At 74.0% G+C, this 26,263-nt stretch carries 21 protein-coding genes; 7 read left to right on the plus strand and 14 right to left on the minus strand.

Translation table 11 applies throughout. The features are described from left to right. Nucleotides 1-463 precede the first annotated feature (463 nt). The gene (locus ABZ951_RS11800) at nucleotides 464-1,996 is read left to right on the plus strand and encodes an oligopeptide:H+ symporter (protein ID WP_344093125.1); all 1,533 of its coding nucleotides are present in this window, start codon (nucleotides 464-466) and stop codon (nucleotides 1,994-1,996) included. Between the two features lie 129 nt (nucleotides 1,997-2,125). On the opposite strand, the gene ABZ951_RS11805 is transcribed toward ABZ951_RS11800, so the two are convergent. From ABZ951_RS11805 to ABZ951_RS11825, 5 genes are all read right to left on the minus strand, one after another. Continuing rightward, nucleotides 2,126-3,208 carry a hypothetical protein gene (locus tag ABZ951_RS11805; protein ID WP_344093127.1) on the minus strand — a complete coding sequence of 361 codons (1,083 nt, stop codon included), beginning with the start codon at nucleotides 3,206-3,208 and terminating at the stop codon, nucleotides 2,126-2,128. Then, nucleotides 3,205-4,059, minus strand: coding sequence for a hypothetical protein (locus tag ABZ951_RS11810; protein WP_344093129.1), 855 nt, complete (start codon nucleotides 4,057-4,059; stop codon nucleotides 3,205-3,207). Before ABZ951_RS11810 ends, ABZ951_RS11805 begins: the two co-directional genes overlap by 4 nt. 63 nt (nucleotides 4,060-4,122) lie before the next feature. Continuing rightward, nucleotides 4,123-4,989 (minus strand): LPXTG cell wall anchor domain-containing protein, encoded by an 867-nt coding sequence (locus ABZ951_RS11815; protein ID WP_344093131.1) that lies wholly within the window; start codon nucleotides 4,987-4,989, stop codon nucleotides 4,123-4,125. Between the two features lie 157 nt (nucleotides 4,990-5,146). Next, on the minus strand, nucleotides 5,147-5,662 hold the full coding sequence (locus tag ABZ951_RS11820; RefSeq protein ID WP_344093134.1) for an ATP-binding protein: 516 nt from the start codon (nucleotides 5,660-5,662) through the stop codon (nucleotides 5,147-5,149). 174 nt (nucleotides 5,663-5,836) lie between these two features. Continuing rightward, a complete protein-coding gene (locus ABZ951_RS11825; RefSeq protein WP_344093137.1) occupies nucleotides 5,837-6,205 on the minus strand; it encodes an STAS domain-containing protein in 369 nt (122 codons plus the stop codon). Nucleotides 6,206-6,447: 242 nt separating this feature from the next. Between ABZ951_RS11825 and ABZ951_RS11830 the strand changes: the two genes are divergently transcribed. After that, entirely contained in the window at nucleotides 6,448-7,338 is an 891-nt protein-coding gene (locus tag ABZ951_RS11830) for an RNA polymerase sigma factor SigF (RefSeq protein WP_344093139.1), read from the plus strand. Nucleotides 7,339-7,449: 111 nt separating this feature from the next. On the opposite strand, the gene ABZ951_RS11835 is transcribed toward ABZ951_RS11830, so the two are convergent. Further along, a complete protein-coding gene (locus ABZ951_RS11835; protein WP_344093141.1) occupies nucleotides 7,450-7,797 on the minus strand; it encodes a MerR family transcriptional regulator in 348 nt (115 codons plus the stop codon). A 59-nt stretch (nucleotides 7,798-7,856) separates the two neighbouring features. On the opposite strand from ABZ951_RS11835, the gene ABZ951_RS11840 reads away from it, so the two are divergent. Beyond that, a complete protein-coding gene (locus tag ABZ951_RS11840; RefSeq protein WP_344093143.1) occupies nucleotides 7,857-8,405 on the plus strand; it encodes a nitroreductase/quinone reductase family protein in 549 nt (182 codons plus the stop codon). Here ABZ951_RS11840 and hutI read toward each other — a convergent pair. The 4 genes from hutI to hutU form a co-directional block, all read right to left on the minus strand. Continuing rightward, nucleotides 8,345-9,514 (minus strand): imidazolonepropionase, encoded by a 1,170-nt coding sequence (gene hutI, locus ABZ951_RS11845; RefSeq protein WP_344093145.1) that lies wholly within the window; start codon nucleotides 9,512-9,514, stop codon nucleotides 8,345-8,347. The two genes, ABZ951_RS11840 and hutI, sit on opposite strands and share 61 nt — an antisense overlap. A gap of 68 nt (nucleotides 9,515-9,582) precedes the next feature. After that, nucleotides 9,583-10,923: a formimidoylglutamate deiminase gene (locus ABZ951_RS11850; protein WP_344093153.1), complete on the minus strand. Its 1,341-nt coding sequence runs from the start codon at nucleotides 10,921-10,923 to the stop codon at nucleotides 9,583-9,585. Beyond that, nucleotides 10,920-12,110 carry an allantoate amidohydrolase gene (locus tag ABZ951_RS11855; RefSeq protein ID WP_344093155.1) on the minus strand — a complete coding sequence of 397 codons (1,191 nt, stop codon included), beginning with the start codon at nucleotides 12,108-12,110 and terminating at the stop codon, nucleotides 10,920-10,922. Before ABZ951_RS11855 ends, ABZ951_RS11850 begins: the two co-directional genes overlap by 4 nt. A gap of 104 nt (nucleotides 12,111-12,214) precedes the next feature. Continuing rightward, nucleotides 12,215-13,879, minus strand: a complete 1,665-nt coding sequence (hutU, locus tag ABZ951_RS11860; RefSeq protein WP_344093147.1) for a urocanate hydratase — start codon at nucleotides 13,877-13,879, stop codon at nucleotides 12,215-12,217. 217 nt (nucleotides 13,880-14,096) lie between these two features. Between hutU and ABZ951_RS11865 the strand changes: the two genes are divergently transcribed. Next, on the plus strand, nucleotides 14,097-15,446 hold the full coding sequence (locus ABZ951_RS11865) for a diaminopimelate decarboxylase (protein ID WP_344093149.1): 1,350 nt from the start codon (nucleotides 14,097-14,099) through the stop codon (nucleotides 15,444-15,446). A gap of 999 nt (nucleotides 15,447-16,445) precedes the next feature. Here ABZ951_RS11865 and ABZ951_RS11870 read toward each other — a convergent pair. Then, nucleotides 16,446-17,048, minus strand: coding sequence for a hypothetical protein (locus ABZ951_RS11870; RefSeq protein ID WP_361279733.1), 603 nt, complete (start codon nucleotides 17,046-17,048; stop codon nucleotides 16,446-16,448). Nucleotides 17,049-17,292: 244 nt separating this feature from the next. Between ABZ951_RS11870 and ABZ951_RS11875 the strand changes: the two genes are divergently transcribed. Beyond that, a complete protein-coding gene (locus ABZ951_RS11875; RefSeq protein ID WP_344097473.1) occupies nucleotides 17,293-18,561 on the plus strand; it encodes an esterase in 1,269 nt (422 codons plus the stop codon). A 12-nt stretch (nucleotides 18,562-18,573) separates the two neighbouring features. On the opposite strand, the gene ABZ951_RS11880 is transcribed toward ABZ951_RS11875, so the two are convergent. The 3 genes from ABZ951_RS11880 to ABZ951_RS11890 all read right to left on the minus strand — a co-directional run bounded on the left by ABZ951_RS11880 (nucleotide 18,574) and on the right by ABZ951_RS11890 (nucleotide 22,845). Continuing rightward, a complete protein-coding gene (locus ABZ951_RS11880; protein WP_344097470.1) occupies nucleotides 18,574-19,425 on the minus strand; it encodes a MurR/RpiR family transcriptional regulator in 852 nt (283 codons plus the stop codon). Between the two features lie 157 nt (nucleotides 19,426-19,582). Continuing rightward, nucleotides 19,583-20,956, minus strand: a complete 1,374-nt coding sequence (locus ABZ951_RS11885) for an acyl-CoA synthetase (RefSeq protein WP_344097468.1) — start codon at nucleotides 20,954-20,956, stop codon at nucleotides 19,583-19,585. A gap of 491 nt (nucleotides 20,957-21,447) precedes the next feature. Continuing rightward, on the minus strand, nucleotides 21,448-22,845 hold the full coding sequence (locus tag ABZ951_RS11890; RefSeq protein WP_344097466.1) for a cystathionine beta-synthase: 1,398 nt from the start codon (nucleotides 22,843-22,845) through the stop codon (nucleotides 21,448-21,450). Between the two features lie 184 nt (nucleotides 22,846-23,029). Between ABZ951_RS11890 and ABZ951_RS11895 the strand changes: the two genes are divergently transcribed. Next, the gene (locus ABZ951_RS11895; protein ID WP_344097463.1) at nucleotides 23,030-24,082 is read left to right on the plus strand and encodes an SGNH/GDSL hydrolase family protein; all 1,053 of its coding nucleotides are present in this window, start codon (nucleotides 23,030-23,032) and stop codon (nucleotides 24,080-24,082) included. A gap of 795 nt (nucleotides 24,083-24,877) precedes the next feature. After that, nucleotides 24,878-26,098 (plus strand): acetyl-CoA C-acetyltransferase, encoded by a 1,221-nt coding sequence (locus ABZ951_RS11900; protein WP_344097461.1) that lies wholly within the window; start codon nucleotides 24,878-24,880, stop codon nucleotides 26,096-26,098. Nucleotides 26,099-26,263 lie beyond the last annotated feature (165 nt).

Below are 26,263 nucleotides of genomic sequence, written 5' to 3' on the forward strand. Positions count from 1 at the left end.
GGGTGATGGTAGTCCGCTCGGGCGCACGTCAGAGGTGCACTCAGAGCTACCTAGGGCAACACTTCCCCTCGGCCAAACCCACCTTCGAAAGTGTGCGAATGGTTCCGCACAACCCTGTGATCCGCGTCTCAACGCCTTCCGTATCGGGGCGGGGTGTGACGTATGGTGACCAGAAGTCTGTAGCACCACTGGGGGACCTTCGGATCGTTCGACGCGCCGAAGGTCTCTGTTGTGCCCGGGGCTGTTTAGGCAGCCTTGTTTCATATTGAATGACCTGTCGGCCGGGCTGCGCGCGAGGATGCGCGGGGCGTGGATCCCGGAGAACCGGCTGCTCTGCCGCCCTCTCAGCCGAGGGGGCGAACCCCTTGGGCGTGGGGGCGGGCGGTGCGGTACCGGTGCCGGCCTACCCCCACCCGGGCGCGCAGCAGCTCCACCGCGCGTCCCGAGCACTCAAGGATCGACCATGGCGTCCAGCCTGACGAAGGACACCGCCGTCCAGGGGAACTCCCCTGTGCCGGGCGGGAAGACCTTCTTCGGCCACCCCCGCGGCCTGGCCCCCCTCTTCCTCACGGAGATGTGGGAGCGCTTCAGCTATTACGGCATGCGCGCTCTCCTCGTCGTCTACCTGATCGCAGGCGGCCCCGACGCGAAGCCCGACAGCCAGGGCGGCGGTCTGGCCATGCCCGAGGCCAGCTCGGTGGCCATCTACTCCGCCTACGTCGGAATGGTCTACCTCCTGGCCATGCCCGGCGGCTGGTTCGGCGACCGCGTCTGGGGACCGCGCAAGACGGTCGCTATCGCGGCGGGCATCATCATGGCCGGTCACCTGGCCCTGGCCGTCCCGGGCAAGCCGACCTTCTTCGCCGGTCTCGCCCTGGTGGCGATCGGCTCGGGTCTGCTGAAGGCCAACATCTCCACGATGGTCGGCCACCTCTACGACGGGCCGCAGGACCCCCGCCGTGACGGCGGCTTCACGATCTTCTACATAGGCGTCAACGTCGGCGCCTTCGCCGCACCGCTCGTCATCGGCACGGTCGGCCAGAAGGTCAACTGGCACCTGGGCTTCTCCATCGCCGCGCTCGGCATGGGCCTCGGTCTGATCATCTTCCTGCTGGGCACGCGTCACCTCAGCCCCGTCAGCAGCGTCGTTCCGAAGCCGCTGACGGCCGAGGAGCGCAAGTCGACGCTGGTGAAGGCCCTGCTGTGGTTCGCCGTCGCCGCCGCCTTCTACGGCGTCGTCGCGGGCACCGGCCACTTCACGCAGAAGTGGGCCACCATCCCGCTCGCCCTGCTCGGCGTGGCCATCCCGATCGCGGTCCTGACGCGCATCAAGCGCGACAAGGAGCTGACCGCGGGCGAGCAGACCAAGGTCAGCGGCTACATCTGGTTCTTCGTCGCCGCCGCCGTGTTCTGGATGATCTTCGACCAGGCCGGCTCGACGATGTCGACCTTCGCCGAGAAGAAGACCGCGGACAACGTCTTCGGCATCGACTTCCCGTCGACCTGGTTCCAGTCGGTCAACCCGCTGTGGGTCATGGCCATCGCGCCGATCTTCGCGTCGATGTGGCTGTGGCTGGCCCGCCGCGACCGCGAGCCCAGCACCACGGTGAAGTTCTCGATGGCCATGGTCGGCATCGGCGCCTCGTTCTTCGTCTTCGCCATCCCGATGTCGATGGCCTCGGACGGCACGAAGGTGACCCCCGCCTGGCTGCTGATGATCTACATGATCCAGACGATGGGTGAGCTGTGCCTCTCCCCCGTCGGCCTGTCGCTCACCACGAAGATGGCGCCGCAGAAGTACGCGAGCCAGATGATGGGTGTCTGGTTCCTCGCGGTGACCGCGGGCGACTGCACGATGACCCTGCTGACGGAGGGCGGCGTCGACCTGAACGGCACCGGCGTGATCCTCGCGCAGGCGGCGGCCGCCACGCTGGCCGGTTTCGCGGTGTGGATGTATCGCAAGCGCATCGAAGGTCTGATGGGCGACGTGCGCTGACGCGCTCGACGCAGCGGTTCGAGAGTGCCCCCGGCGCGACAGCGCGCCGGGGGCACTCTCGCGTTCATCAGGGGCGGCACGCTCCGGCGAGGACGGGCGGGCGGGCGGCCGCAGGCGGCGCTGCCGCGGTCACCCGGGCCCGTCGTCGGACCCGCCCCGGCCGGCAGGCCCCGGCCCCGCGCCGGGGGCGAACCAGGGCAGAGCGCCCTTTCGCGCCGCGGCCTCCGGCTCGGCCGGGGCCGTGCGGCGGCTCCACGGCCGCGTGGGCGGCCTCCGGCGGCGTGCCGGGCCCCGGCTCCCCGAAAGGTTCCGCGGCGTCCTGACGGGCTTCCTGGCGGCGGGGGGCCGGAGGCGGTCCACGATCGCCATCCCGGCCCGGAAGAGCGCCGCCGGGACCACCGCGCACAGCAGGATCCAGAAGAGCGTCATCCCCCAGGGCCTCGGCACGTCCCAGGGCTCCTCGGCCAGCACCTTGCCGCCGTACTTCAGCGAGATCAGGTAGTCACCGTGCGCGCCCGCCGGGAGCTCCACGTCCAAGGGCACCCTGGCCCGTTCCCCGGCGGCGATCGTGCCCCGCCACCGCCGCTCCTCCCAGGAGGGGGCGAGCACGCCGTGCGCGGTACCGACCCGGAAGACCGGATCCTTCGCGGGGGCGGTGCCGAGATTGCCCACGGTGACGACGAGCCGGCGGGACGGGGGCGCCCCGAACCACGTCAGCAGTCCGCTGTCGCCCTCCAGGCGCACCGCGAGGACGCCCAGGCGCTCCCCGCCGGCCTGCGGAGGCAGCGGCGCGACGGGGTGTCCGGCCACCCGGAAGGGGGCGTCCGCGGCCTTCGCGCCGCCCGAGACCGTCGCCACGTGGACGACGCACGGGCAGGGCTTGGGGGGCTCGGCGACCGGGATCTTCCTGCGGAACGCGCCGTCGGGGCCGGTGGTGACGGTGCGGCCGTCGGCGTTGGCACAGGCGTTGGTGCCGCCGATCATGTTCTGCCCGCAGATCAGCAGCGTGAGCAGACTCCGTTCCGGCCATCCCGAGCCGCTCACGGTGATGCTGCCGCCCTTGCCCGCCTCGGTTCTGTCGAGGGTGACGGCGGGCGTGACGGCAGGGGTGACGGCGGCGGCCGGGCGGCCGGGCAGGAGAAGAAGCACGGGGGCGAGGAGCAGCGCGAGGAGGGCGATGCGCGCCCCGAGGGGGCTCTGGGCGCCCTTCACGTCTCCGCCCCCGCGCGGCCCCGGCGGCGCCGTACCGCCAGGCCCGCCGCGACGAGGGCGACCGCGGCACCGCCCAGAGTGGGCAGGATCCACGGCAGCGGGGTGTACGAGCCGGACGCCGTGGCGCGGGCGGCGCCGGGGGCGGTCGCGGTGACGTGGACGCGCACCGCGTCCAGGCGCGGGGCGTCCGGCCACTTCTCCGTCAGCCGTACGCTCCGGCCGGGCGCCAGCTCGGCGGGAGCGCCGCTCCCGGGGCGGCGCAGGACCTCGCCGAAGAGGCCGTCGGCCCGGATCGTCAGCCGGGGGGCGAGCGCGGTGTTGCCCCGGTTGACCAGGGCGTAGCGGATGACGGCCCCTCCCCCGGCACCGCTGACCCGGACGTTCTCGACCGCGAGGGCGGGCAGTGCGGGTCCGCCGGTGACGCGCAGCGCCACCGGCAGCCGGACGTCGCGGCCCTCGCCGGTGACGACGACCGCGCCGGAGTGCCCGCCGGGCCGCGCGCCGTCCGGGACGGTGACCGTGAAGGGCATGTCCGCGCGGGTGCGCGGCGGGACCGTCACCCGCCGGGTGGCCAGGGCGAGCCACGGGCCCACGGCCCGCAGGCCGAGGGTGCGTGGCCGGTCGGCCGGGTTGACGACCGTCAGCTTGTCCTCCAGGACGGTGCCCGCCCGGCCCTCCAGGTAGAACGCCGACCGGTCGTCCGCGCCGGGTGCCTCCTTGCCCGGGGGTGCGGGCGCCGCCGACCACGGCTTCGCGTCCGCGAAGGCCGCCGGGGCGGACAGCAGGGCCGCGGCGGCGGTCAGCGCGGCCAGGTGACGCGGGGATCGGCGGGTGCGGTGCGGCGACGTCATCGGCGGCTCCCCTGTGCGTACGCGGACGGCCCGGGAGGTGTGCGGGCGTACGGGCTCGGGCGGTCAGCCGGCGGTGGTGCGACGGCGGCGGGTGAGCCAGAGGGTGCCGGCGACGCCGGTGAGGAGCACGGTGCCGCCGAGAGTGCCGAGGGCAACGGCGGAGTCGGCGGGCCCGGTCTGCGGCAGTTGACCACCACCGGTGGAACCGGAACCTCCGGTACTCGCCGACCCGCCCGTGGCGCCGGAACCGCCCGTGGAACCCGTGGTGCCGGTGCTGCCCGTGGTGCCGGTGCTGCCCGACGTACCGGAAGTGGATCCACCCGAGGACGACGACGAACCGCCGGTGGACGAACCGCCCGTAGACGAACCGCCCGTGGAGGACCCTCCTGACGTCGAGTCACCCCCCGGCCCCTTGACGTCGAGGGTCAGCGAGGGCTTGGGGTTGTTCGAGGGCGTGCAGGTGGTCGTGGTGCCCAGCGCCAGGATGGTGAGCGTGGACGCCGTGAAGGTGACCGTGCCCGTCTTCTTCGGCGTGTAGGTACCCGACAAGTCATTGATCTTGATGGGGGTGTTGGCGGGGATCTCCTGCTCGTTGGCGGGGCCCGAGACCGCCACCGTCCCGCTCTCCGCGCCGCCCAGCTTGATCACGGCACTCGGCTTCATCGCGCCCTTGCCGAGCGGGACCGGGCTGGAGGAGACGCCCTTGCCGAAGGACATGGTGAGTTTGTACGAACTGCCGCTCGCCACGCCCTTGATGTCGATGGGCGAGACGGCGCTCTTGTCCCCGATCGGGGTCTTGCACTGGTAGTCGACGTCGATGGAGACGGCCCGCGCGGCCGGTGCGGCCAGCAGCACCGTCCCGCCGGCCAGGGACGCGGCGATCGCCAGGGCACCGGAACGGCGCGCGGCGCGGTGTGGGAAGTGGGACACCTCGGGTTCCCCTCTCGTCCGGTGCCGCCGCCGGAACTTACTGACGACACATCAGATCGGGCGCCGACAGTACGCCGGGGAGCCTGCCGAGGGAAGACACAGAACACGCCGCTGTCGGCCGACAGCGGCGTCCGTGGTGCGGGTGGCGGGGCCCCGGCTAGGCGGGCGCGGCGAGCTCGGCCCAGACCGTCTTGCCGGCACCGTCGGCGTTCCGTACGACTCCCCAGTCCAGGCAGAGCCGCTGCACGATAAACATGCCGTGGCCGCCCGGACGGCCCGCGCGGTGCGGGTTCCGGGGGGCGGGCGTGCCCGCGCCGAGATCGACGACCTCCAGCCGCAGCACCTTGCCCGTGCAGCTCACCCGGAGCTCCTCGGGGCCGTCCGCGTGCAGGCAGGCGTTGGTGACCAGCTCGGAGACGACCAGCAGGACGTCCTCGGCGGCGGCCCGGTGGTCGGCCGTGACCGCGGGCAGCCAGCCCCAGTCGTGCAGCGCCTCACGGGTGAAGTCACGGGCCCGGGGCACGGCGCCGCTGACCTCCACGAGACGGAGCCGGCGGGCCTGGCCGGAGGGCGGCGGAGCGAGGGCGGAGGGCGGCGGAGTGAGGGCGGAGGCGGCGCCTTCCGCCTCCCGGCCGGGCTCGCCCGGCGGCGGATACGGCCGGGTGGTGCTCATCAGCGCTTCACCTCACCGATTCACCGATACAGACATGATGGTCACCTGGCACATAGAACAGATTCAGCAGACTCCTGCCCGACCGAACGAGGGGAACACCCATCTTCTTCGGTCCGGGCCCTGTGACGCGAGTAACGCGTGAGAAATACACAGGTGGCGGCGGCGCCGCCGGAGTCAATCGGCGATGGCCGCGTCGAGCGTGTCATGCACGGTGAAGACGGCTTCGGCACCGGTGATCTCGAAGACCCGGGCCACCACGGGCCGCATCGCGGCCAGGTGAACGGCCCCGCCCGCCGCCTCGGCGGTCAGCCGGGCACCGAGGAGCACATTGAGCCCGGTGGAGTCGCAGAACTCCAGCTCCGAGCAGTCCACGACCACGCGTGTGGCGCCTTGGGCGACGCAGCGCTCCAGGGGCTCGCGGAGGAGCTCCGCCGTGTGGTGATCGAGCTCACCCGTCGGCGTCACGATCGCGCTCGCCCCGTGGCGCCGGACCTCTACATTCAGCCGGCCCCTGCTCGCACTGCCGACCATCCCGCGGTCCATGCGCATCCTTTCCGACGTGCCTGCCTGGCCACCCCGAACACTACGCCTTCGATACGGCGTCCGGTAGCCGAACATCCGTCATTTACCCACAAAAGCGGACAACACGCACTTGCCATGCGGTGGTGAAGACCGGTAGGGCTAGTAGTCGACATCCACCACGGACGGCTTTGGAGGCGCCGCTACACCGCAGCACGACGCAACGGCTTCGGCAGCCATATGCCGAGAAACGATGGAGGAGACCCATGTCACCCCGGCTCGACGATCCGCGTACCGAATACTCTCGGGAGACCGCCTCGTCGACAACCCCGCCCGAGCATATGGAGCCCGCGCCCGCCGGGCTCCCCACGATCCCGCCGTTCGACGAGGTGGGAGCGCTCGACGCACGGGCACTGTCCAAGACGCTCTTCGCCCGCCTCGCGGAACTCGAAGAGGGCACAGGCGAATACGCGTACGTCCGCAACACCCTGGTCGAACTGAACCTGGCGCTCGTGAAGTTCGCCGCCTCCCGGTTCCGCTCCCGCAGCGAGCCGATGGAGGACATCGTCCAGGTCGGCACCATCGGCCTGATCAAGGCCATCGACCGCTTCGAGCTCAGCCGCGGCGTGGAGTTCCCCACCTTCGCGATGCCGACGATCATCGGCGAGATCAAGCGCTTCTTCCGTGACACCAGCTGGTCGGTCCGCGTCCCGCGGCGCCTGCAGGAGCTCCGCCTCGACCTGGCCAGGGCCGGCGACGAGATGGCCCAGCAGCTCGACCGCGCCCCCACCGTCGGCGAGCTGGCCGAGCGGCTCGGCATCACCGAGGACGAGGTCGTCGAGGGGATGTCCGCGAGCAACGCGTACACCGCCACCTCCCTGGACGCCCAGCCCGGTGACGACGACTCCGAGAGCGCGCTGTCCGCCCGCATCGGCTACGAGGACCACAGCCTCGAAGGCATCGAGTACGTCGAGTCGCTCAAGCCCCTGATCGCCGGGCTCCGCCCGCGCGACCGGCAGATCCTCTCCCTGCGCTTCGTCGCCAACATGACGCAGTCGGAGATCGGCGAAGAGCTCGGCATCTCCCAGATGCACGTCTCCCGTCTCCTCTCCCGCACGCTGGTGCGCCTGCGCAAGGGGCTGACGGTTGAGGAGTGACCCGGGGCGTCCCTCATCCGCCTGCGCGCCGCACGGAAACACCGTGCGGCGCGCGGCGTTGTGGGCGCGCCGCGTCTGAGCGGCCGCGCTCGCCGGGCACTTCACGCCCCGTCAGGCCGCCGTGCGCTCCGTCGAGGCCACCAGGGCCGCCAGGGATGCGCGTGTCTCCTGGAGGGCGGCGATACGGCCGTCCAGGCCGTCCAGCTGCGCGCGCAGGTGCTCGCTCACGCACGGGTCGAGGCCCGCGCCCCGGACGCACGGCAGGACGTCGCGGATGACGCGCGTGGGCAGACCGGCGGCGAGCAGGACGCGGATGCGGCGCACCGTCTCCGGGGCGTCCGCCCCGTAGCGGCGGTGGCCGCTGGGGAGTCGCCGGGAGGCGAGGAGGCCCTGCTCCTCGTAGTAGCGCAGGAGCCGGATGCTCACACCGGTCTCGCGCGCCAGCTCACCGATCTTCATGTGCCCTGCCTCACACGGGGTTGCATCTCACACGGGTGTGAGAATTTAGCGTGGCGTTCATGACGCACACAACAGCCGCCGCAGGGACCGCACGACCCGGGACCAGCCGGTCCGACACCAGCCGGCCCAACAACAGCAACCCCTTCAACGTGCGGGTCATCGAGGAGTTCCGGGCCAACGCGGGCGTGGTCGGCGGTCAGTTCGCCGGCACTCGGCTGCTGCTGCTCACCACGCGCGGCGCCCGCACCGGACTGCTCCGCACCACGCCGCTGGTGCACCTCCCCCACGGCGGGCGGCCGGTCGTCTTCGCGTCGAACGGCGGGGCGCCCACCGCGCCGGGGTGGTTCCACAACCTGCTGGCGGACCCGGAGGCGACCGTCGAGGTGGGCCGGGAGCGCTACCCGGTGCGGGCCCTCCTGCTGGAGCCCGCCGAGCACGACGCCGTATGGGCGCGACAGATCGCCGTGGACCCCGCCTTCGCGGAATTCCGGGAGCGGGCGCTGCGGGCCGGGCGGGCGATTCCGCTCGTCGCCCTGGAGCGGGTGGCTCAGACCTCCCGCACGCCGGCGCGCCAGACCGCCGAGACCAGCGGGACGCCCGGCCGGTAGGCGAGGTGGACGTGGCTGGGGGCGTCGAGGAGTGCGAGGTCGGCACGGGTGCCGGGGGTGAGGTGGCCGATGTCGGTGCGGCGCAGGGCGGCGGCGCCGCCGGCGGTCGCCGACCAGAGGGCCTCGTCCGGTGTCATCCCCATGTCGCGCACGGCCAGGGCGATGCAGAACGGCATCGAGCTGGTGAAGGACGAGCCGGGGTTGCAGTCGGTGGACAGCGCCACGGTGGCGCCCGCGTCGAGCAGGCGGCGCGCGTCCGGCCACTGGGCGCGGGTGGAGAACTCCGCGCCGGGCAGGAGCGTCGCCACGGTGCGGCCGTTCGCCAGGGCGTCGACGTCGGCGTCGGTGAGGTGCGTGCAGTGGTCGGCGGAGGCCGCGCCGAGTTCCACGGCGAGCTGCACGCCGGGGCCGTGGGAGAGCTGGTTGGCGTGGATGCGGGGGATCAGGCCGCGGGCGGCGCCGGCGGTGAGGATCGCCCGGGCCTGGTCGCCGTCGAAGGCGCCCTTCTCGCAGAAGACGTCGACCCAGCGGGCGTGCGGGGCGCAGGCGTCGAGCATGGGGCCGGTGACGAGACCGACGTAGCCGGCGGGGTCGTCGGCGTAGTCGGGGGAGACGATGTGGGCGCCGAGGTAGGTGACCTCGTCGGTGTGGGCGGCGGCGACGCGCAGGGCGCGGGCCTCGTCCTCGACCGTGAGGCCGTAGCCGGACTTGGTCTCCTGGGTGGTGGTGCCCTGCCGCAGGGCCTCGCGGAGGTAGCGCAGGAGGTTGGCCTCCAGCGCGGCGTCGGTCGCGGCGCGGGTGGCGGCGACGGTCGTGCGGATGCCGCCCGCGCTGTAGCTCTGCCCGGACATCCGGGCGTTGAACTCGGCGGTGCGGTCGCCCGCGAAGACGAGGTGGGAGTGGGAGTCGACGAAGCCGGGGATCGCGGCCCGGCCCTCGGCGTCGACGCGATTGTCAGTGGCGGGTGCTTTGCTGGTGTCACCGACCCAGGCGACGCGGTCGCCGTCGATGACGACCGCCGCGTCCCGGATCAGACCGAGGGTGCCTTCACCGAGGGAGGGGTCATTGGTGACGAGACTGCTGATGTTGGTGATGACCGTGGTCGCCATGGGCGGGCGGTTCTCCTTCGGGTTTCAGGTCGGCTGCCCGGGACTCGGCGCGGGGCTCGGCGCGGGCCTCAGCCGCGCAGGGCGGCGATGGCGTCAGCCAGGGCCGCCCCCACGTCCGGTACGAGCTGGTGGGCGCCCTCCCGCACGATGTGCCGGCCGCCGACGACGGTGTCCCGGACATCGGCGTTGGTCGCCGCGAATACCGCCGTCTCCAGGGCGAGTTCGGGCGGCGGGCCCGCGGTGCGCACCGAGTCCAGCGCGATCGAGGTGAAGTCGGCGAGGGCGCCCGCCTCGATGCGGCCCGCGTCGGCCCAGCCGAGCGCGGCGTGGCCGTCGGCGGTGGCGGCGGTCAGCAGCTCGGTGGCGCTCCAGTGGCCGCGGGTGCGGGTGTGCAGCCGCTCGTCCAGCTCCATCGCCCGCGCCTCTTCAAGGAGGTCGATCACGGCGTGGCTGTCGCTGCCCAGGGACAGCGGCGAGCCGGAGCGCTGGAGCTTGTGGGCCGGGCCGATGCCGTCGGCCAGGTCGCGCTCGGTGGTGGGGCACATGCAGACGCCCGTGCCGGAGTGGCCGAGGAGGCGGATGTCGCCGGGTGTGAGGTGGGTGGCGTGGACGGCGGTGGTGCGCGGGCCCAGCACCCCGTGGTCGGCGAGCAGGGTCGTCGGGGTGAAGCCGTGGGCCTCGACGCAGGCGTCGTTCTCGGCGGTCTGCTCGGAGAGGTGGACGTGCAGGGGCGCCTCCCGCTCGTCCGCCCAGCCGGCGACGGTGGCCAGCTGGTCGACGGGCACGGCGCGCACGGAGTGGACGGCGGCGCCGATCCGGGTGTGGGCGTCGCCCTTGAGGGCGGCGGCCCGCTCGGCCCAGCGCTCGGCGGTGCCGTCGCTGAAGCGGAGCTGGTGCTGGTTGGGCTCCGCGCCGAAGCCGGAGGAGAGGTAGCAGGTGTCGAGCAGGGTGATGCGGATGCCGGCCTCGGCCGCCGCCGCGATCAGGGCCTCGCCCATGGCGTTGGGGTTGTCGTAGCGGCCGCCGCCGGGGGCGTGGTGGAGGTAGTGGAACTCACCGACGCTGGTGATGCCCGCGAGCGCCATCTCGGCGTACGTCGCACGGGCGAGCGAGAAGTAGCTTTCGGGGGTGAGGCGGTCGGCGATGCCGTACATGACGTCGCGCCAGGTCCAGAAGGTGCCCTCGCCCGCCTGGACGGTGCCGCGCAAGGCCCTGTGGAACGCATGCGAATGGCCGTTGCACAATCCCGGCAGCGTGATCCCCCGCAGGGTCACCGCTCCCGAGGGCGGGGCCGTGACGCCCTTGCGTACGGACGTGATGCGGCCGTCCGGGCCGGTCCGGATGACGACACCGGCCTCGACCCCGGTGCCGAGCCAGGCGTGTTCCGCCCAGTAAGTCTGTGCCGTCAGCGACACGCCAGGCCCTCCAGTACGTCGGTGAGTGCGATCACCCCGGCCAGGCAGTCGTCCTCGGCCGCCGTTTCGGCGGGCGAGTGGGAGACGCCCGTGGGGTTGCGTACGAACAGCATGGCGGTCGGGACGTCTCCGGAGAGGATTCCGGCGTCGTGTCCCGCTCCCGTGCCCAGGACGGGGACGTCCCCGCCGAGGAGGCGGCCGAGCTCGTCGCGCAGGGCGTGCCCGAATTCCACGACGGGCGTGAAGGACTCACGGGTGACGCGGACGTCGACGCCGTCGCGCTCGCCGCGCTCGACGGCGGCCTTCTCGATCTCGGCGATCACGAGGTCGAGGGTCGTCTGGTCGGGGGCGCGGGAGTCCAGCCAGCCGCGGACGAGGGAGGGGATGGCGTTGACGCCGTTCGGCTCCACGGCGACCTTGCCGAAGGTGGCGAGGGCGCCGGTGAGGCGGGCCTTCTTCCGGGCGGCGAGGACGGTGGTGGCGTAGGTGAGCATCGGGTCGCGGCGGTCCTGGAGGCGGGTGGTCCCGGCGTGGTTGGCCTCGCCGTGGAAGTCGAAGCGCCAGCGGCCGTGCGGCCAGATCGAGGAGGCGATGCCGACGGCCTGCGGGGTGTCGGCGAGGGCCCGGCCCTGTTCGACGTGGAGCTCCACGAACGCGCCGATGCGGGCGAGGCGCTCGGGGTCGGCGCCGATGGCCTCCGGGTCGTAGCCGGCGCGCTCCATGGCCTGCGGCAGGGACACGCCGTCGGCGTCGCGCAGCCGCGCCGCCTTGTCCGGGGTGAGCTGCCCGGCGGCCAGCCGGGAGCCGACGCAGGCGAGGCCGAAGCGGGCGCCTTCCTCGTCGCCGAAGTTGACGATCGCCAGGGGCCGGGTGGGCCGCGCGCCGCGCGCGCGGAGCCCGTCGAGGGCGGCGAAGGACGACACGACGCCGAGGGGCCCGTCGAAGGCGCCGCCGTCGGGGACGGAGTCCAGGTGGGAGCCGGTGACGACGGCGTCACCGGCGGTGGGGTCGCCCAGCCAGGCCCATTGGTTGCCGTTGCGGTCGAGCTCGTAGGTCAGGCCGCGGCTCTCCGCCTGCGCGCGGAACCACGCGCGGCAGTCGGCGTCGGCGCCGGTCCAGGCGAAGCGGCGGTAACCGCCGGAGGCCGCGTCGCGGCCGATGGGCAGCAGATCGCGCCACATCTCGTGGAACGACGGTGTGTGCGCGGGTGCGGCTCCGTGGTCCGGTTGGGCCCGCCCGTTCCGCCCTGCGGAACGAGAGCCCACCGCCGGGTTGTCGGCCTCGGTCACGACGCGTCGCCCTCGCGCATCGGGATGCGGACGTCCCGCTCCGCCGCGACCGACTCCGCGATGTCGTACCCCGCGTCCACGTGCCGGATCACGCCCATGCCCGGGTCATTCGTCAGCACGCGGCGGATCTTCTCGCCCGCGAGCGCCGTGCCGTCGGCGACCGTCACCTGGCCGGCGTGGATCGAGCGGCCCATGCCGACGCCGCCGCCGTGGTGGAGGGAGACCCAGGAGGCGCCGGAGGCGACGTTGACCATGGCGTTCAGGAGCGGCCAGTCGGCGATGGCGTCGGAGCCGTCGAGCATGGCCTCCGTCTCGCGGTAGGGCGAGGCGACGGAGCCGCAGTCGAGGTGGTCGCGGCCGATGACGACGGGGGCGGACAGCTCGCCGGAGGCGACCATGTCGTTGAAGCGCTCGCCCGCCTTGTCGCGCTCGCCGTAGCCGAGCCAGCAGATGCGGGCCGGCAGGCCCTGGAAGTGGACCCGCTCGCCCGCCATCTTCATCCAGCGCGCGAGGGACTCGTTCTCCGGGAAGAGGTCGAGGATCGCCTTGTCGGTGGTGTGGATGTCCTTGGGGTCGCCGGAGAGGGCCGCCCAGCGGAAGGGGCCCTTGCCCTCGCAGAAGAGGGGGCGGATGTAGGCGGGGACGAAGCCGGGGAAGTCGAAGGCGCGGGTGTACCCGGCGAGCTGGGCCTCGCCGCGGATGGAGTTGCCGTAGTCGAAGACCTCCGCGCCGGCGTCCAGGAAGCCGACCATGGCCTCGACGTGCCGGGCCATCGACTCCCGGGCCCGCTGGGTGAAGTCGGCCGGCTTCTCGGCCGCGTAGGAGGCCATCTCGTCGAAGCCGATGCCCACCGGCAGGTAGGAGAGCGGGTCGTGGGCGCTCGTCTGGTCGGTGACGATGTCGATGGGGGCGTTCATCGCGAGGAGCTGCGGAACGAGCTCGGCGGCGTTGCCGAGGACGCCGATGGACAGCGGGCGGCGGGCGTCGCGGGCCTCCGTGGCCAGCTGGAGGGCGTGGTCGAGCGAGTCGGCCTTCACGTCCAGGTAGCGGTGCTCGATGCGCCGGTCGATCGCGCGCGGGTCGCAGTCGATACAGATGGCGACGCCGTCGTTCATGGTGACGGCCAGCGGCTGGGCGCCGCCCATGCCGCCGAGGCCGGCGGTGAGGGTGATGGTCCCGGCGAGGGTGCCGCCAAACTTCTTGGCGGCGACGGCGGCGAAGGTCTCGTAGGTGCCCTGGAGGATGCCTTGGGTGCCGATGTAGATCCAGGAACCGGCCGTCATCTGCCCGTACATGGTGAGGCCGAGGGCCTCCAGACGGCGGAACTCCTCCCAGTTGGCCCAGTCGCCGACGAGGTTGGAGTTGGCGATCAGGACGCGCGGCGCCCACTCGTGGGTCTGCATCACGCCGACCGGGCGGCCGGACTGGACGAGCATCGTCTCGTCCTGCTTGAGCGTCTGCAGGGTGCGGACCATGGCGTCGAACGAGCGCCAGTCGCGGGCGGCCTTGCCGGTGCCGCCGTAGACGACGAGCTTGTCCGGGTGCTCGGCGACCTCCGGGTCGAGGTTGTTCTGCAGCATGCGCAGGGCGGCCTCCTGCTGCCACCCCTGGGCGCTCAGACGGTTGCCTCGCGGTGCTCGCACGGGTCGCGGTCCTGACATGAGCCCTGCCTCCCTGACGCTCTGACCTGGCGTCCTGGAGATCCCCCAGGCCAGCCCCTGAATAGAACACTTCACATCTTGTGGCAGTGAATAGCACCAGTCAACAGGTGCGGCCCGGTGGAAACGGATCGTCCGGATCGAGCGGGCCGGTCGCGGTGGCGCCCGGTCGGCCGCGGAACGCTCCCCGGGGCGGCGGGCCGCGTGGTGGAGTGGTGCCATGAGCCTCGGAAGCGCACACGACAGGCGACAGGCCGCCGTGCGGGCGGCGGTCGGCCGCGGGATCGTCGGCGATCGGCACCCCGTGGCCGGGCTGCTGGACGTCCGCGGCATCCGGGCGGCGGCCACCGCCCTGCGCACGGCGTTCGAGGAGGTGGGCGCGCCCGGCACGGAGGTGCTGCACGCGTTCGCCGTGAAGGCGTCGTCCCTGGTGCCGGTCCTGCGGCTGCTGGCGGACGAGGGGCTGGGCTGCGAGGTGGCCGGCCCGGGCGAGCTGGCCCTGGCCCGCGCGGCGGGCGTGCCGCCGGAGCGCACGGTGCTGGACTCCCCGGCGAAGACCGAGGCGGAGCTGCGGGAGGCGCTCGCGCTGGGCATCGCGGTGAACGCGGACAACCGCGCCGAACTGGCCCGGCTGGACCGGCTGGTGGCGTCGGCGCCGACGTCCTCGGCCCTGGGGGTGCGCGTCAATCCGCAGATCGGCGGCGGCAGCATCGGCGCGATGAGCACGGCCACGGCGACGTCGAAGTTCGGGGTGGCGCTGCGGGACGAGGGGGCGCGGTCCTGGCTGGTGCGCGCCTATCAGGAGCGGCCCTGGCTGACCCGGATGCACGCCCACGTGGGCTCGCAGGGCTGCCCGCCGGCGCTGATGGCGGAGGGCGTGCGGGTCGCGTACGAGCTGGCGGAGGAGATCAACGAGGTGGTGGGGCGGCAGCAGGTGGTGACGATGGACATCGGCGGCGGCCTGCCCGTCAACTTCGCCTCGGACGTGGTCGAGCCGTCCTACCGCGACTACGCGCGCCTGCTGGCCGCGACCGTGCCGGGGCTGTTCGACGGCCGGTACGGGCTGGTCACGGAGTTCGGCCGGTCGCTGCTGGCGAAGAGCGGGTGCGTCCTGGCGCGCGTGGAGTACACGAAGTCGGCGGGCGGGCGGCGGATCGCGGTGACGCACGCGGGGGCCCAGGTGGCCACGCGGACGGTGTTCGCGCCCGCGTCGTGGCCCCTGCGGGTGCTGGCCTTCGACGGGGCGGGGCGGCCCCTTCCGGACGGCGACCCGGTGCGGCAGGACGTCGCGGGGCCGTGCTGCTTCGCGGGCGACCTGGTCGCGGTGGACCGGCCGCTGCCGCCGCTGGAGTCCGGTGACCACGTGGCGCTGCTCGACACCGGCGCGTACTACTTCTCGAACCACTTCGCGTACAACTCGCTGCCCCGCCCGGGGGTCTACGGCTACGTGCCCGCGGAGGACGAGAGCGACGGCATCCGGTTCGCCACGGTGCGCACGCCGCAGACGCTCGACGAGCTGGTGGCGGAGAGCGGGGCCGCCCACGCGGCGGACCTGGGCGCGCTGCGCTGAGGCCTCCGGCCGGGCTCCCTGGAACCGGCTGACCCCGGGGCGAGCGCCCACCGGACGGCGCGGCCCTCGGTCCGGCACTGCCGCAGGGCCCGCTCGGCCCCGTTCCGGCGTCCGCACCGGTGGCACGGCACCTGCCACAGGCGACCGGTCAACGTCCAGCCGACCCGGCCCGTCGGAGCGCTCGCCACGGGCGCCCCGGACACCGCGCCGGCGGTACGGAACCCGCCGCAAGCGACCGGTCGGGGGGGCGGCCGACCGGGCCGACCGGCTCCACCGGGACACCGACCGGATCACAGGTCACCCCGCGAGCCGACGCCGCCCGCCGCGGCACCGTCACGCCGGCCAACCCTCGGTCCGGCGCCCCGGCCCCGCTCCGGCACCCGCACCGGTGGCACGGCATCCGCCACAGGCGACCGCCGGCCTGCGGCTCACCGGCCCGCCGGCGCGTCGCCATAGATGCCTGGGTCAAGGCCGGGCAGGCAGCCGCGGCAGCGGCACAGCCTCCGCCGCCCGCCCCACCGGGCCCCCGGCTCCGCCGAGAGTACCGACCGGACCGCACGTCACCCCCGCGAGCCGGCACACCCACTGGGCCCGACGGAGCGCTTTCACGGATGCTCCGGGGTCCCGCGCCGGCGGCACGGAACCCGCCGCAAGCGACCCGTCAACCCCGCCGCCCACCGGGCCCGCCGGAACGCCACCACGAACGCCCCGGGCCCCGCGCCGGCGGCACGGCCCGGCACCCGCCGCAGGCGCCAGCGGCACGGCACTCCACTCCACCCACCGCGAGCGACAGGTCGGCGTGCGACACACCAGGCCCACCGAAGCGTCCACCACGGACGCCCCGGGCCCTGGCCGGCAACAGCACAGCGCCCGCCGCGGGCGACCGATCAGCCGCTACCCCACCGGGCCCGCCGAAGCATCACCACGAACGCCCTGGGCTCACGCGCCCGGCAGGCCCCGCGCCAGCTGCACGGCCCGGCACCCGCCGCCGGCGCCCCCTCAGCCCGCCGCGCCCGCCGTTCGGCCCGGCGCCGGGCGGCCCGTTCGGCGGCGGGCGCCGCCCGGGGCCGCGTCGCCCGCCGCGAGGCCCGTCGTGAGGTAGCCGCGTACCGGACCGGCCGCCGGGCTGCTGCGGGCCCGTTCGGCGCGTACCCACAGCAGGGTCTCGGCCGAGCGTTCCAGGCCGCCCAGCCACAGGGACTTGGCCCACAGGCCCGCGCCGGCGCCCGCCATGGCCAGGCCGGCGGCGGCGGGTACCGCGAAGGAGGAGGCGACGCAGGCGAGGAAGGCGAGCAGCAGCCACCAGCGGCGGGCGCGCCGCCAGTTGCGCAGGGTCACCGCCCGGTCCTGGAGGAACACGGACCGCCCGGCCCGCGTCGCTCCCCGCGCCAGCTCCGCGTACCTGCGGCGCCGGGCGGCGAAGACGCCGCCCGCGGTGAGCAGGAAGAGCGCCGCCCCGGCGAGCAGCCCGATCCGCCGCCCGGTGAGCCCGGGCACGAGGGCACCGATGCCCGCGCCGACCAGGCCCGCCCACCACAGCCATCCGGCGGGTGCCCTGACGACCACCGCCACCCGCGCCAACGCGTACGATCCGCGCCCCACGTCGGACCTCCTCCATGTCCTCGCCGGTCTCCGCCGGTACCACGTGCTCGTTCGGACTCCGGTGCGACCGGAACCCCGCGGCAGGTTAGCCAACGATTATGAGCACCGGCTGAGAAGTGCCCGGCGCGCGGGCGGCGCATACGTCATACCGGGGTAGCACGCGCGTGTTGGCTCCGCCGTATGACGCTTCCGGGCCCCGCCCGTCCCTAGAGTCGGCGCACCGGCCGATGGGGAGGAGCGCAGGATGGTGGCGTACGAACGTGGTCTTCGGCGGCGTGCCGTGGTGGCGGCGGGGGTGCTGGCCGTCACGGCGGTCCTGGGCGGGACGGTCTCCGGAGCGGAGGCGCGCGGTGCGGCCGGTCCGGCCCTCCCGCACGCGGACCTGCCGGCGCCCACGGGCCCGTACCCGGTCGGTACGACGGCCCGCCACCTGGTGGACCGGTCCCGCACCGACCCGTGGGAGCCGCGGCGGCACCGCGAGCTCATGGTGAGCTTCTGGTACCCGGCGGAGCCCGGGGCGCCCGGCGAACCGGCGCTCTACATGGACCGGGACTCCGCGGCCCACTTCGGTTCGGCCGCGGGGGCCGGGCACGCCCACGGGGTTCCGGCCGGTGCCGTCGACTGGTCGGCCACGCGCACGCACGCGCGCGTGGACGTCCCGGTGGCGCGCGGCGTCCGGTCCCTGCCGGTCGTGCTGTACTCGGCGGGCCTGGGCGACCCCCGCACCTGGGGCACGCACCTCGTGGCGGATCTGGCGTCGCGCGGCTACGTGGTCGTCACGGTCGATCACCCCTACGACGCGTCCGAGGTGCGTTTCCCGGACGGGCGGCTGGTGGAGTCGGTGCTGCCGTCCCTGGCGGGCAAGCCGGGCACCGATGTCGGCGCCGTGCTGCGCAAGGCGGTGCGGGCCCGGGTCGACGACACCCGCTCCGTGCTCGACGCGCTGGCGGGCCCGGCGCTGCGGCGGGGCCTGCCGCACGGTCTGGCGCAGGCCATGGACCTGCGGCGCGTCGGCATGGCGGGGCACTCCGCGGGGGGGTTCACGGCCGCGCAGGCCATGCACGACGACCGGCGGATCCGGGCCGGGGTCAACCTGGACGGCACCATGGACTTCCCCGGCCCCGACGGCACGGGCCACCACTTGAGCAGCGTCGCGCGGGACGGCCTGGACGGGCCGTTCCTGCTGATGGGCTCGGACGGCGCGAATGACAATGCGCCGTCGTGGTCGGCCTTCCGGAAGAACACGCGCGGCCGGCAGGCGGAGCTGCTCATGACCGGCTCGCGCCACGGCGCGTACTCCGACGCCCCGGCCCTGCTGCCGGAGCTCGTCCGGCAGGGCGCGGTGCCCCGGGCGGCGCTGGAGGGGAACGTCGGGACGGTGCGGCCGGAGCGCGCGGTCGCGGCGGTCCGGGCGTACGTGGCGTCGTTCTTCGACCGCTTCCTGAAGGGCCGTGACGACCACCTGCTGGACGGTCCGTCCGATCGTTACCCGGAGCTGCGCCACAAGAGCTGACGCGCCGGCGGGCTACTCCACGAACAGGCCCCGCGCCGCGGCCTTCGCGTCGAACTCCTCCAGGTGGGCCTGCGCGTCCGGCAGGGCGTCGCACATCGCCTCCAGCAGGACGCGCCCGAGCAGCATCGGGGCGCACGCGGTGTCGAAGGCGAGGCCGGTGCCGACGGCGGCGGGGAGCAGGAGGTCGCTGTGGCGGGCGACGGGGGCGAAGGTGGAGTCGGCGACGGTGACGACGGTCAGGCCCGCTCCGCGCGCGTACTCCAGCGCCTCGACGACCTCGCGCGGGTGGCGCGGCAGCGCGAAGCACAGCAGGGCGCTCGCCCCGGCCCGGACGGAGGCGTCGATGCGGTCGGCGAGGAGGGTGCCGCCCTCGTCCAGGAGGCGGACGTCGGGGTGGACCTTGCGGGCGAAGTAGGTGAAGCCCGCGGCCTGGGCGGTGGCGGCGCGCAGGCCGAGCACGGGCAGCGGCCGGGAGCCGGCGAGCAGGTGTCCGGCGCGGGTGACGGGCGTGGGGTCGGCGAGCAGCGAGGCGAGGTGGCGGAGGTTGTCGATCTCGGCCTCGACCGCCTGCTGGTACTCGTTGGGGGCGCCCTCGCCCCCGCCGGCCGTGGCGGGGGCGACGTCGCGCAGGTGGCGGCGGAGCGCGGGGTAGCCGTCGAAGCCGAGGGCGACGGCGAAGCGGGTCACGGACGGCTGGCTGACGCCGGCCAGCTCGGCGAGTTCGACGCTGGAGAGGAACGGCGCGTCGGCGGCGCGGCGCACCATGCAGTGGGCGATGCGGCGCTGGGTGGGGGTCAGCCGGTGTCCTTCGAAGAGCTTCTGCAGCCGTGCGGTGGCCTCCGGCTCGCCTCCGTTGTCGCTCATCGGCCCTCCAGATCGTCTCGACACGGCGTCCCCGGCGCGTCTGCTCGGTGCGGCCATGCGCCGTCGGCGGGCGCGTCGCGGCCACCGGCGGCCCCCGCAACCATTCAAGCGGACCTGACCCTGCATGGAATTATGCAGGGTCGGCCCGGCGTCCGCCTCACACCGGTGGGAGCAGCTTCTTCTGGGGCTTGCCCATGGCGTTGCGCGGCAGCGCCTCCAGGAAGCGGACGCGTCGCGGCCGCTTGTGGACGGACAGGTGTCCGGCCACGAAGTCGATCAGCGCCCGCTCGCTCACCCCGTCGGCGACGACATACGCGACGATCTCCTGCCCGAGGTCCTCGTGGGGCGCCCCGACGACGGCCGCCTCCCGCACCGCCGGGTGGTCCAGCAGGGCGTTCTCCACCTCGCCCGCGCCGACGCGGTAGCCGCCGGACTTGATCAGGTCGGTCGAGGCGCGGCCCACGATGCGGTGCATGCCGTCCGCCCCGACGGTCGCGATGTCGCCCGTGCGGAACCAGCCGTCGGCCGTGTGCGCCTCCGCGGTGGCCTCCGGACGGCTCAGATAGCCGGAGAACAGCGTCGGCCCGGACACCTCCAGCTCGCCGATGCCCCCTTCCTCGGCCACCACCCGGGTGCGGACGCCCGGCAGCGGGAGCCCCACCGAGCCCGGGCGGCGTTCGCCGTCGGCGCGGGTGGTGAGGGTGATCAGGGTCTCGGTCATGCCGTAGCGCTCGATGGGCCGCTGCCCGGTGAGGGCCTCCAGGTCGCGGAAGACGGGCGCGGGCAGGGCCGCGCTGCCCGACACCAGCAGCCGGGCCGCGCGCAGCGCCCGGGCCGCGTCCGGCTCGCGGACGACGCGGGACCACACGGTCGGCACCCCGAAGTACAGGCTGCCGCCCGCCGCCGCGTACGCCTGCGGGGTCGGCCGGCCGGTGTGCACGAGCCGGCAGCCGGTGCGCAGGGCCCCCAGCACGCCGAGGACGAGGCCGTGCACGTGGAAGAGCGGCAGCCCGTGCACGAGGGTGTCCTCGGCCGTCCACTGCCACGCCTCGGCCAGCCCGTCCAGGCCCGCGGCGACGGCGCCGCGCGAGATCAGGGCGCCCTTGGGCGCGCCGGTGGTGCCGGAGGTGTAGAGGATCAGCGCGGTCGTGGCGGGGTTCTCGTCGGGGGCCGACCAGTCGGCGCGTTTGCGCAGGTCGACCGGCAGGTCCCCGCCGGGTCCCAGGACCAGCGCGGCGCCGGAGTCCTTGAGGATGTGGTCGCGCTCGGCGGGCCCTGCGTCCGGCGGCAGGGGCACGACGGGCACCCCGGCCAGCAGTCCGCCCACGACGGCCACGGCGGTCTCCGGCGTCGCCTCCGCCCGCACGGCCACGGACGGCGAGCCGGCGATCTCGGCCGCCACCGCGCCCGCGGCGCCCAGCAGTTCCTCCCGCGAGAGGGTGCGCCCGGCGACGGTGAGGGCGTCCGGCCGGTCGGCGCCGGCGGCCCGGTCGGTGAGGGCCGTCAACAGGGGTTCGGTCGGTTCGTGCACGGAGTTGCTCCTTCCACGGGGGCCGCGCGGCCGTCCCCCACTGCGGATACAGGTGCCCGCCGCACAGACGCGGGGCCGTCCGTGACGGTACCGCCGCGGGCGCGCCGGTCCGGGGCCCGGGCGGAACTCAGCCGGAAAAGAAACGGCCCCGGCCTGCCGCCCCGTCAGGAAACGGGGTGGCGGACCGGGGACCGGATCCGGGGTGTGGATGCGCGGGAGGCCGCCGCACCCCGGCCGGAGCCGGGGTCGGGACGACGGCGACCCCCCGCGGGGACACGGTCCGGCCGGGCCGGAACGTCCGCGTCCGGACGGCTGTGGAGTCCGGGAGCCGCTCCGGAGGTTCCTGCCGCCGCACTGGGTGCCGGCCGGGGCCGTGGCCCTGCCGACACCCCCAATATGCCGGACCGTTGTTAAGCCCGTGCTGCGAGCGCGTGACACATACGCACCTTTTACGGGTCGCTTGCGCGTCGCCTTCTCCGCCGGCCAGGCGGTTACTTGGCGGAGCCCGCCGCGTCCTCGGCGAGGAAAGCCAGCAGGTCCTGACGGCTCACCACACCGGTGGGCTTGCCCTCGACGAGGACGATCGCCGCGTCCGCCCGGCCGAGCACGGCCATCAGGTCCGCGAGCGGCTCACCGGAGCCGACCTGCGGCAGCGGCGGGCACATGTGCTTCTCCAGCGGGTCGGAGAGCGAGGCGCGCTGGGCGAACAGGGCGTCCAGCAGCTCCCGCTCCACGACCGAGCCGATGACCTCGGCGGCCATCACATCGGGGTGCCCCGCGCCCGGCTTGACGATGGGCATCTGCGAGACGCCGTACTCGCGGAGCACCTCGATGGCCTCGCCGACCGTCTCCTCGGGGTGCATGTGCACCAGCGAGGGGAGGCCGCCGTCCTTGCGCTGGAGGACGTCGCCGACGCGGGCGGCGTCCCCGGCCTCCTCCAGGAAGCCGTAGTCCGCCATCCACTCGTCGTTGAAGATCTTGCTGAGGTAGCCGCGGCCGCTGTCCGGCAGCAGGACGACGACGACGTCGTCCGGGCCGAGGCTCTCGGCCGCCCGCAGGGCGCTGACGACCGCCATGCCGCAGGAGCCGCCGACGAGCAGCCCCTCTTCCTTGGCGAGGCGGCGGGTCATCTGGAAGGCGTCCTTGTCGGAGACCGCGATGATCTCGTCGGTCACCGTGCCGTCGTAAGCGGACGGCCAGAAGTCCTCACCGACGCCCTCGATCAGGTACGGGCGGCCGGAGCCGCCGCTGTAGACCGAGCCTTCGGGGTCCGAGCCGATGACCTTGACCCGGCCGTCGCTGACCTCCTTGAGGTAGCGGCCGGTGCCGCTGATGGTGCCGCCGGTGCCCACGCCCGCCACAAAGTGCGTGATCTTGCCCTCGGTCTGCTCCCACAGCTCGGGGCCGGTGGAGTAGTAGTGCGAGAGGGGGTTGTTGGGGTTGCTGTACTGGTCGGGCTTCCAGGCGTTCGGGGTCTCCCGCACGAGGCGGTCCGAGACGTTGTAGTAGGAATCCGGGTGCTCGGGGTCGACGGCGGTCGGGCAGACCACGACCTCGGCGCCGTAGGCGCGCAGCACATTGATCTTGTCGTTGGAGACCTTGTCAGGGCACACGAAGATGCACTTGTAGCCCTTCTGCTGGGCCACGATGGCCAGGCCCACACCCGTGTTCCCGGACGTCGGCTCCACGATCGTCCCGCCCGGCTTGAGCTCCCCGGACTTCTCCGCGGCCTCGATCATCCGCACGGCGATGCGGTCCTTCACCGAACCGCCGGGGTTGAAGTACTCGACCTTGGCGAGGACGGTGGCCCGGATGCCTTCGGTCACGCTGTTGAGCTTCACGAGCGGGGTGTTGCCGACGAGCTCAATCATCGAATCGTGATACTGCACGGTGATCTCCGCGGTCAGGGGCACTAGCGGTCGTCGCGTACCCGTATGTCCAGCCTATTGCGCCGCCGAGTGCACTAGCGGCGCGTTGTGCGAGGGAGCGCTCGGGGCAACAACCTGTTAGCACGGTGAGCAAGCGTGCACAGCAGCGGAGCCGGACGGCAAGCAGGGAGGTGATCTCGACCCCATGACGATGTCGAGGGCGAGAGTCGCACGGCGGATCGCGGCCGCGGCGGCCTACGGGGGCGGCGGGATCGGCCTGCTGGGCGCCACGGCCGTCGGTGTCCTGCTCACGGAGGCCCGGCTGGCCAAGCGGGTGGTCGGCGGGAACCATGACGCGGTGCCGCGCGCGGACGGCCGGTACGGCTCCGCGTTCGTCCACCGGCTGGGCCGGGAGCCGCTGCTCCTGGGGGTCCTCGGGGACTCCACGGCCGCGGGTCAGGGCGTGCACCGCCCCCGCCAGACGCCGGGGGCCCTGCTGGCCTCGGGGCTGGCGGCGGTGGCCGAGCGGCCCGTGGAGCTGCGGAACGTGGCCCTCTCGGGCGCCCAGTCCCACGACCTGGACCGGCAGGTCACCCTGCTGCTCGGCGACGGTGACGGCGGCGAGGACGACGTGGGGGCGCGCCCGCCCGATGTGTGCGTGATCATGATCGGCGCGAACGATGTGACGCACGGCATGCCCGCCGCCCGCTCCGTCCGGCTGCTCTCCGACGCGGTGCGCCGGCTGCGGGACGCGGGCAGTGAGGTGGTGGTGGGCACCTGCCCCGACCTCGGCACCATCGAGCCCGTGTACCAGCCGCTGCGCTGGGTGGCCCGGCGGCTGAGCCGCCAGCTCGCGGCGGCCCAGACGATAGGGGTGATCGAGGCGGGCGGGCGGACGGTCTCGCTGGGTGCCCTGCTGGGCCCCGAGTTCGAGGAGAACCCCCGCGAACTGTTCGGACCCGACAATTACCACCCGTCCGCCGAGGGCTACGCCACGGCGGCCATGGCCGTGCTGCCGACCCTGTGCGCGGCGCTGGGCCTGTGGCCGCAGGACGAGGAGCGCCCGGACGCGGCGCGCCGCGAGGGCATCCTCCCGGTGGCCCGGGCGGCCGCGCAGGCGGCGGCCGAGGGCGGCACGGAGGTCACGGCGGCCCGCGGCCGCTGGGCCCTGCTCAAGCACCGCAAGCGGCGCCGCCTGCCGTCTCCCACGGAAGCGACGCCTCACCATGTGTGGCTACGAGTCGGCCGCGGCGGCTGACCGGGACGCGGTGCGGCTCGCCGGGACGCCGTGCGGCTCGCCGCCGGGGCGGGGTGGCCGCCCCTTGGACCACGCCGCGCCTCGGGGCGCGGCGCCCCGGGGCTCCGGCCTCCGACCTGCGGCGGCGGCCTGTCACCGGGAGCGCCGCCCACGGCCGCAGGGCCCAGGACCGGGCCTGGCCATGCCGGCCTGCCGTCGCGGTGCCCCCGGGGGGCGCTGCCCGAATGCCGCAGCCCGGCCGAAGCCGCCCGGCTCCCGCCCGGAAACTGCATGCCGACCGCCACCGTGCGAGAACCCCGGCCGAACCCGGCCGCGAGCCGCCCCGGGGGCGCTGCCCGAATGCCGCAGCCCGGCGGGGGCCGGTCCCCGCCACGAACACCGCACCGCCCACCGCAGCGGGTGAGCCACCGCCGCCGCGATGGCCCGCCGCCCCGGGCCGGACCCGGCCGCGAGCCGCCTCTGGCACCTCGGATGCCGACGCCCGGCAAGACGCCACCCGGCTCCGCCAGGAACACCGCACCGCCCGCCGCCACGGGCCGAATCTCCGCCGCGAGGACCCCGACCCCGGCCGGAACCCGACCGCAAGCCGCCCCCGGGGGCGCACCATGGATGCCGAAGCCCCGGCGGGACGCCACCCGGCGGTGCCGAACTTCCGGAATCACGAAGCCGGGGCCCCGCGGCCCTGAGCGTCCGCTTAGAAAAGAGGCCCGCATCACAGTGACCACCCCGTGACCCGCGCCCTACGGGCGGGTAACTTCCACCCAGTCCAGCCTTCTCGCGCCCCTTGGAGCCGTGATGCCCGAAGCCGTGATCGTCTCAACCGCCCGTTCCCCCATCGGTCGCGCCTTCAAGGGCTCCCTGAAGGAGATGCGGGCCGACGACCTGACCGCGACGATCATCGGGGCCGCGCTGGCGAAGGTCCCCGAGCTCGACCCGCGCGACATCGACGACCTGATGCTCGGCTGCGGCCTCCCCGGCGGCGAGCAGGGCCACAACCTGGGCCGGATCGTGGCCGTGCAGATGGGCATGGACCACCTGCCGGGCTGCACGATCACCCGCTACTGCTCGTCGTCGCTGCAGACCTCCCGGATGGCGCTGCACGCGATCAAGGCGGGCGAGGGCGACGTCTTCATCTCGGCGGGCGTCGAGACGGTCTCCCGCACGGTCAACGGCTCGTCCGACGGCATGCCGGGCAGCCACAACCCGTTCTTCGCCGAGGCCGAGGCCCGCACGGCCGCCCGTGCGGAGCAGGGTTCGGACGAGTGGCACGACCCCCGCGAGGACGGCCTCGTGCCGGACGCGTACATCGCGATGGGGCAGACCGCCGAGAACCTGTCCCGGCTGAAGGGCATCACCCGCGAGGAGATGGACGAGTTCGGCGTCCGTTCGCAGAACCTCGCCGAGGAGGCCATCAAGAAGGGCTTCTGGGCGCGGGAGATCACGCCGGTCACCACCCCGGACGGCACGGTCGTCTCGCAGGACGACGGCCCGCGCGCGGGAGTGACCATGGAGGGTGTCCGCGGCCTCAAGCCGTCCTTCCGCCCCGACGGTCTGATCACGCCGGGCAACTGCTGCCCGCTCAACGACGGCGCCGCCGCCCTGGTGATCATGTCGGACACGAAGGCGCGCGAGCTGGGCCTGACCCCGCTCGCCCGGATCGTCTCCACCGGCGTCTCCGCCCTGTCCCCCGAGATCATGGGCTTCGGCCCGGTCGAGGCGAGCAAGCAGGCGCTGCGGCGGGCCGGCCTGGGCATCGGCGACATCGACCTGATCGAGATCAACGAGGCGTTCGCCGCGCAGGTCATCCCGTCGTACCGGGCGCTGGGCGCGGACCTGGACAAGGTCAACGTCAACGGCGGTGCGATCGCGGTGGGCCACCCCTTCGGCATGACGGGCGCCCGGATCACCGGCACGCTGATCAACTCGCTCCAGTGGCACGACAAGCAGTTCGGCCTGGAGACGATGTGCGTGGGCGGCGGCCAGGGCATGGCGATGGTGATCGAGCGGCTGAGCTGAGCTGGAGCGCAGCGGAAGCGAAGGGAAGCCGCGCATGGGTCCGGAGCGGCTGAGCTGAGCTGGAGCGCAGCGGAAGCGAAGGGAAGACGCGCATACGGCGAGAGCGGCTGAGCTGAAGCGCAGCGGAAGCGAAGGGAAGCCGCGCAGGGAGCCGGTGCGGCTGAG

This window comes from Streptomyces sp. NPDC046215, from assembly GCF_040646215.1.
Taxonomy (GTDB): domain Bacteria; phylum Actinomycetota; class Actinomycetes; order Streptomycetales; family Streptomycetaceae; genus Streptomyces; species Streptomyces stramineus.

What these genes read in the sequence shown, in the direction of transcription:
- ABZ951_RS11800 (WP_344093125.1), top strand. Translation starts at nt 464, where the DNA reads ATGGCGTCCAGCCTGACGAAGGACACCGCCGTCCAGGGGAACTCCCCT.
- ABZ951_RS11810 (WP_344093129.1), bottom strand. Translation starts at nt 4,059, where the DNA reads ATGACGTCGCCGCACCGCACCCGCCGATCCCCGCGTCACCTGGCCGCG.
- ABZ951_RS11820 (WP_344093134.1), bottom strand. Translation starts at nt 5,662, where the DNA reads ATGAGCACCACCCGGCCGTATCCGCCGCCGGGCGAGCCCGGCCGGGAG.
- ABZ951_RS11825 (WP_344093137.1), bottom strand. Translation starts at nt 6,205, where the DNA reads ATGGACCGCGGGATGGTCGGCAGTGCGAGCAGGGGCCGGCTGAATGTA.
- ABZ951_RS11830 (WP_344093139.1), top strand. Translation starts at nt 6,448, where the DNA reads ATGTCACCCCGGCTCGACGATCCGCGTACCGAATACTCTCGGGAGACC.
- ABZ951_RS11835 (WP_344093141.1), bottom strand. Translation starts at nt 7,797, where the DNA reads ATGAAGATCGGTGAGCTGGCGCGCGAGACCGGTGTGAGCATCCGGCTC.
- ABZ951_RS11840 (WP_344093143.1), top strand. Translation starts at nt 7,857, where the DNA reads ATGACGCACACAACAGCCGCCGCAGGGACCGCACGACCCGGGACCAGC.
- hutI (WP_344093145.1), bottom strand. Translation starts at nt 9,514, where the DNA reads ATGGCGACCACGGTCATCACCAACATCAGCAGTCTCGTCACCAATGAC.
- ABZ951_RS11855 (WP_344093155.1), bottom strand. Translation starts at nt 12,110, where the DNA reads ATGTGGCGCGATCTGCTGCCCATCGGCCGCGACGCGGCCTCCGGCGGT.
- hutU (WP_344093147.1), bottom strand. Translation starts at nt 13,879, where the DNA reads ATGTCAGGACCGCGACCCGTGCGAGCACCGCGAGGCAACCGTCTGAGC.
- ABZ951_RS11865 (WP_344093149.1), top strand. Translation starts at nt 14,097, where the DNA reads ATGAGCCTCGGAAGCGCACACGACAGGCGACAGGCCGCCGTGCGGGCG.
- ABZ951_RS11875 (WP_344097473.1), top strand. Translation starts at nt 17,293, where the DNA reads ATGGTGGCGTACGAACGTGGTCTTCGGCGGCGTGCCGTGGTGGCGGCG.
- ABZ951_RS11880 (WP_344097470.1), bottom strand. Translation starts at nt 19,425, where the DNA reads ATGAGCGACAACGGAGGCGAGCCGGAGGCCACCGCACGGCTGCAGAAG.
- ABZ951_RS11895 (WP_344097463.1), top strand. Translation starts at nt 23,030, where the DNA reads ATGACGATGTCGAGGGCGAGAGTCGCACGGCGGATCGCGGCCGCGGCG.
- ABZ951_RS11900 (WP_344097461.1), top strand. Translation starts at nt 24,878, where the DNA reads ATGCCCGAAGCCGTGATCGTCTCAACCGCCCGTTCCCCCATCGGTCGC.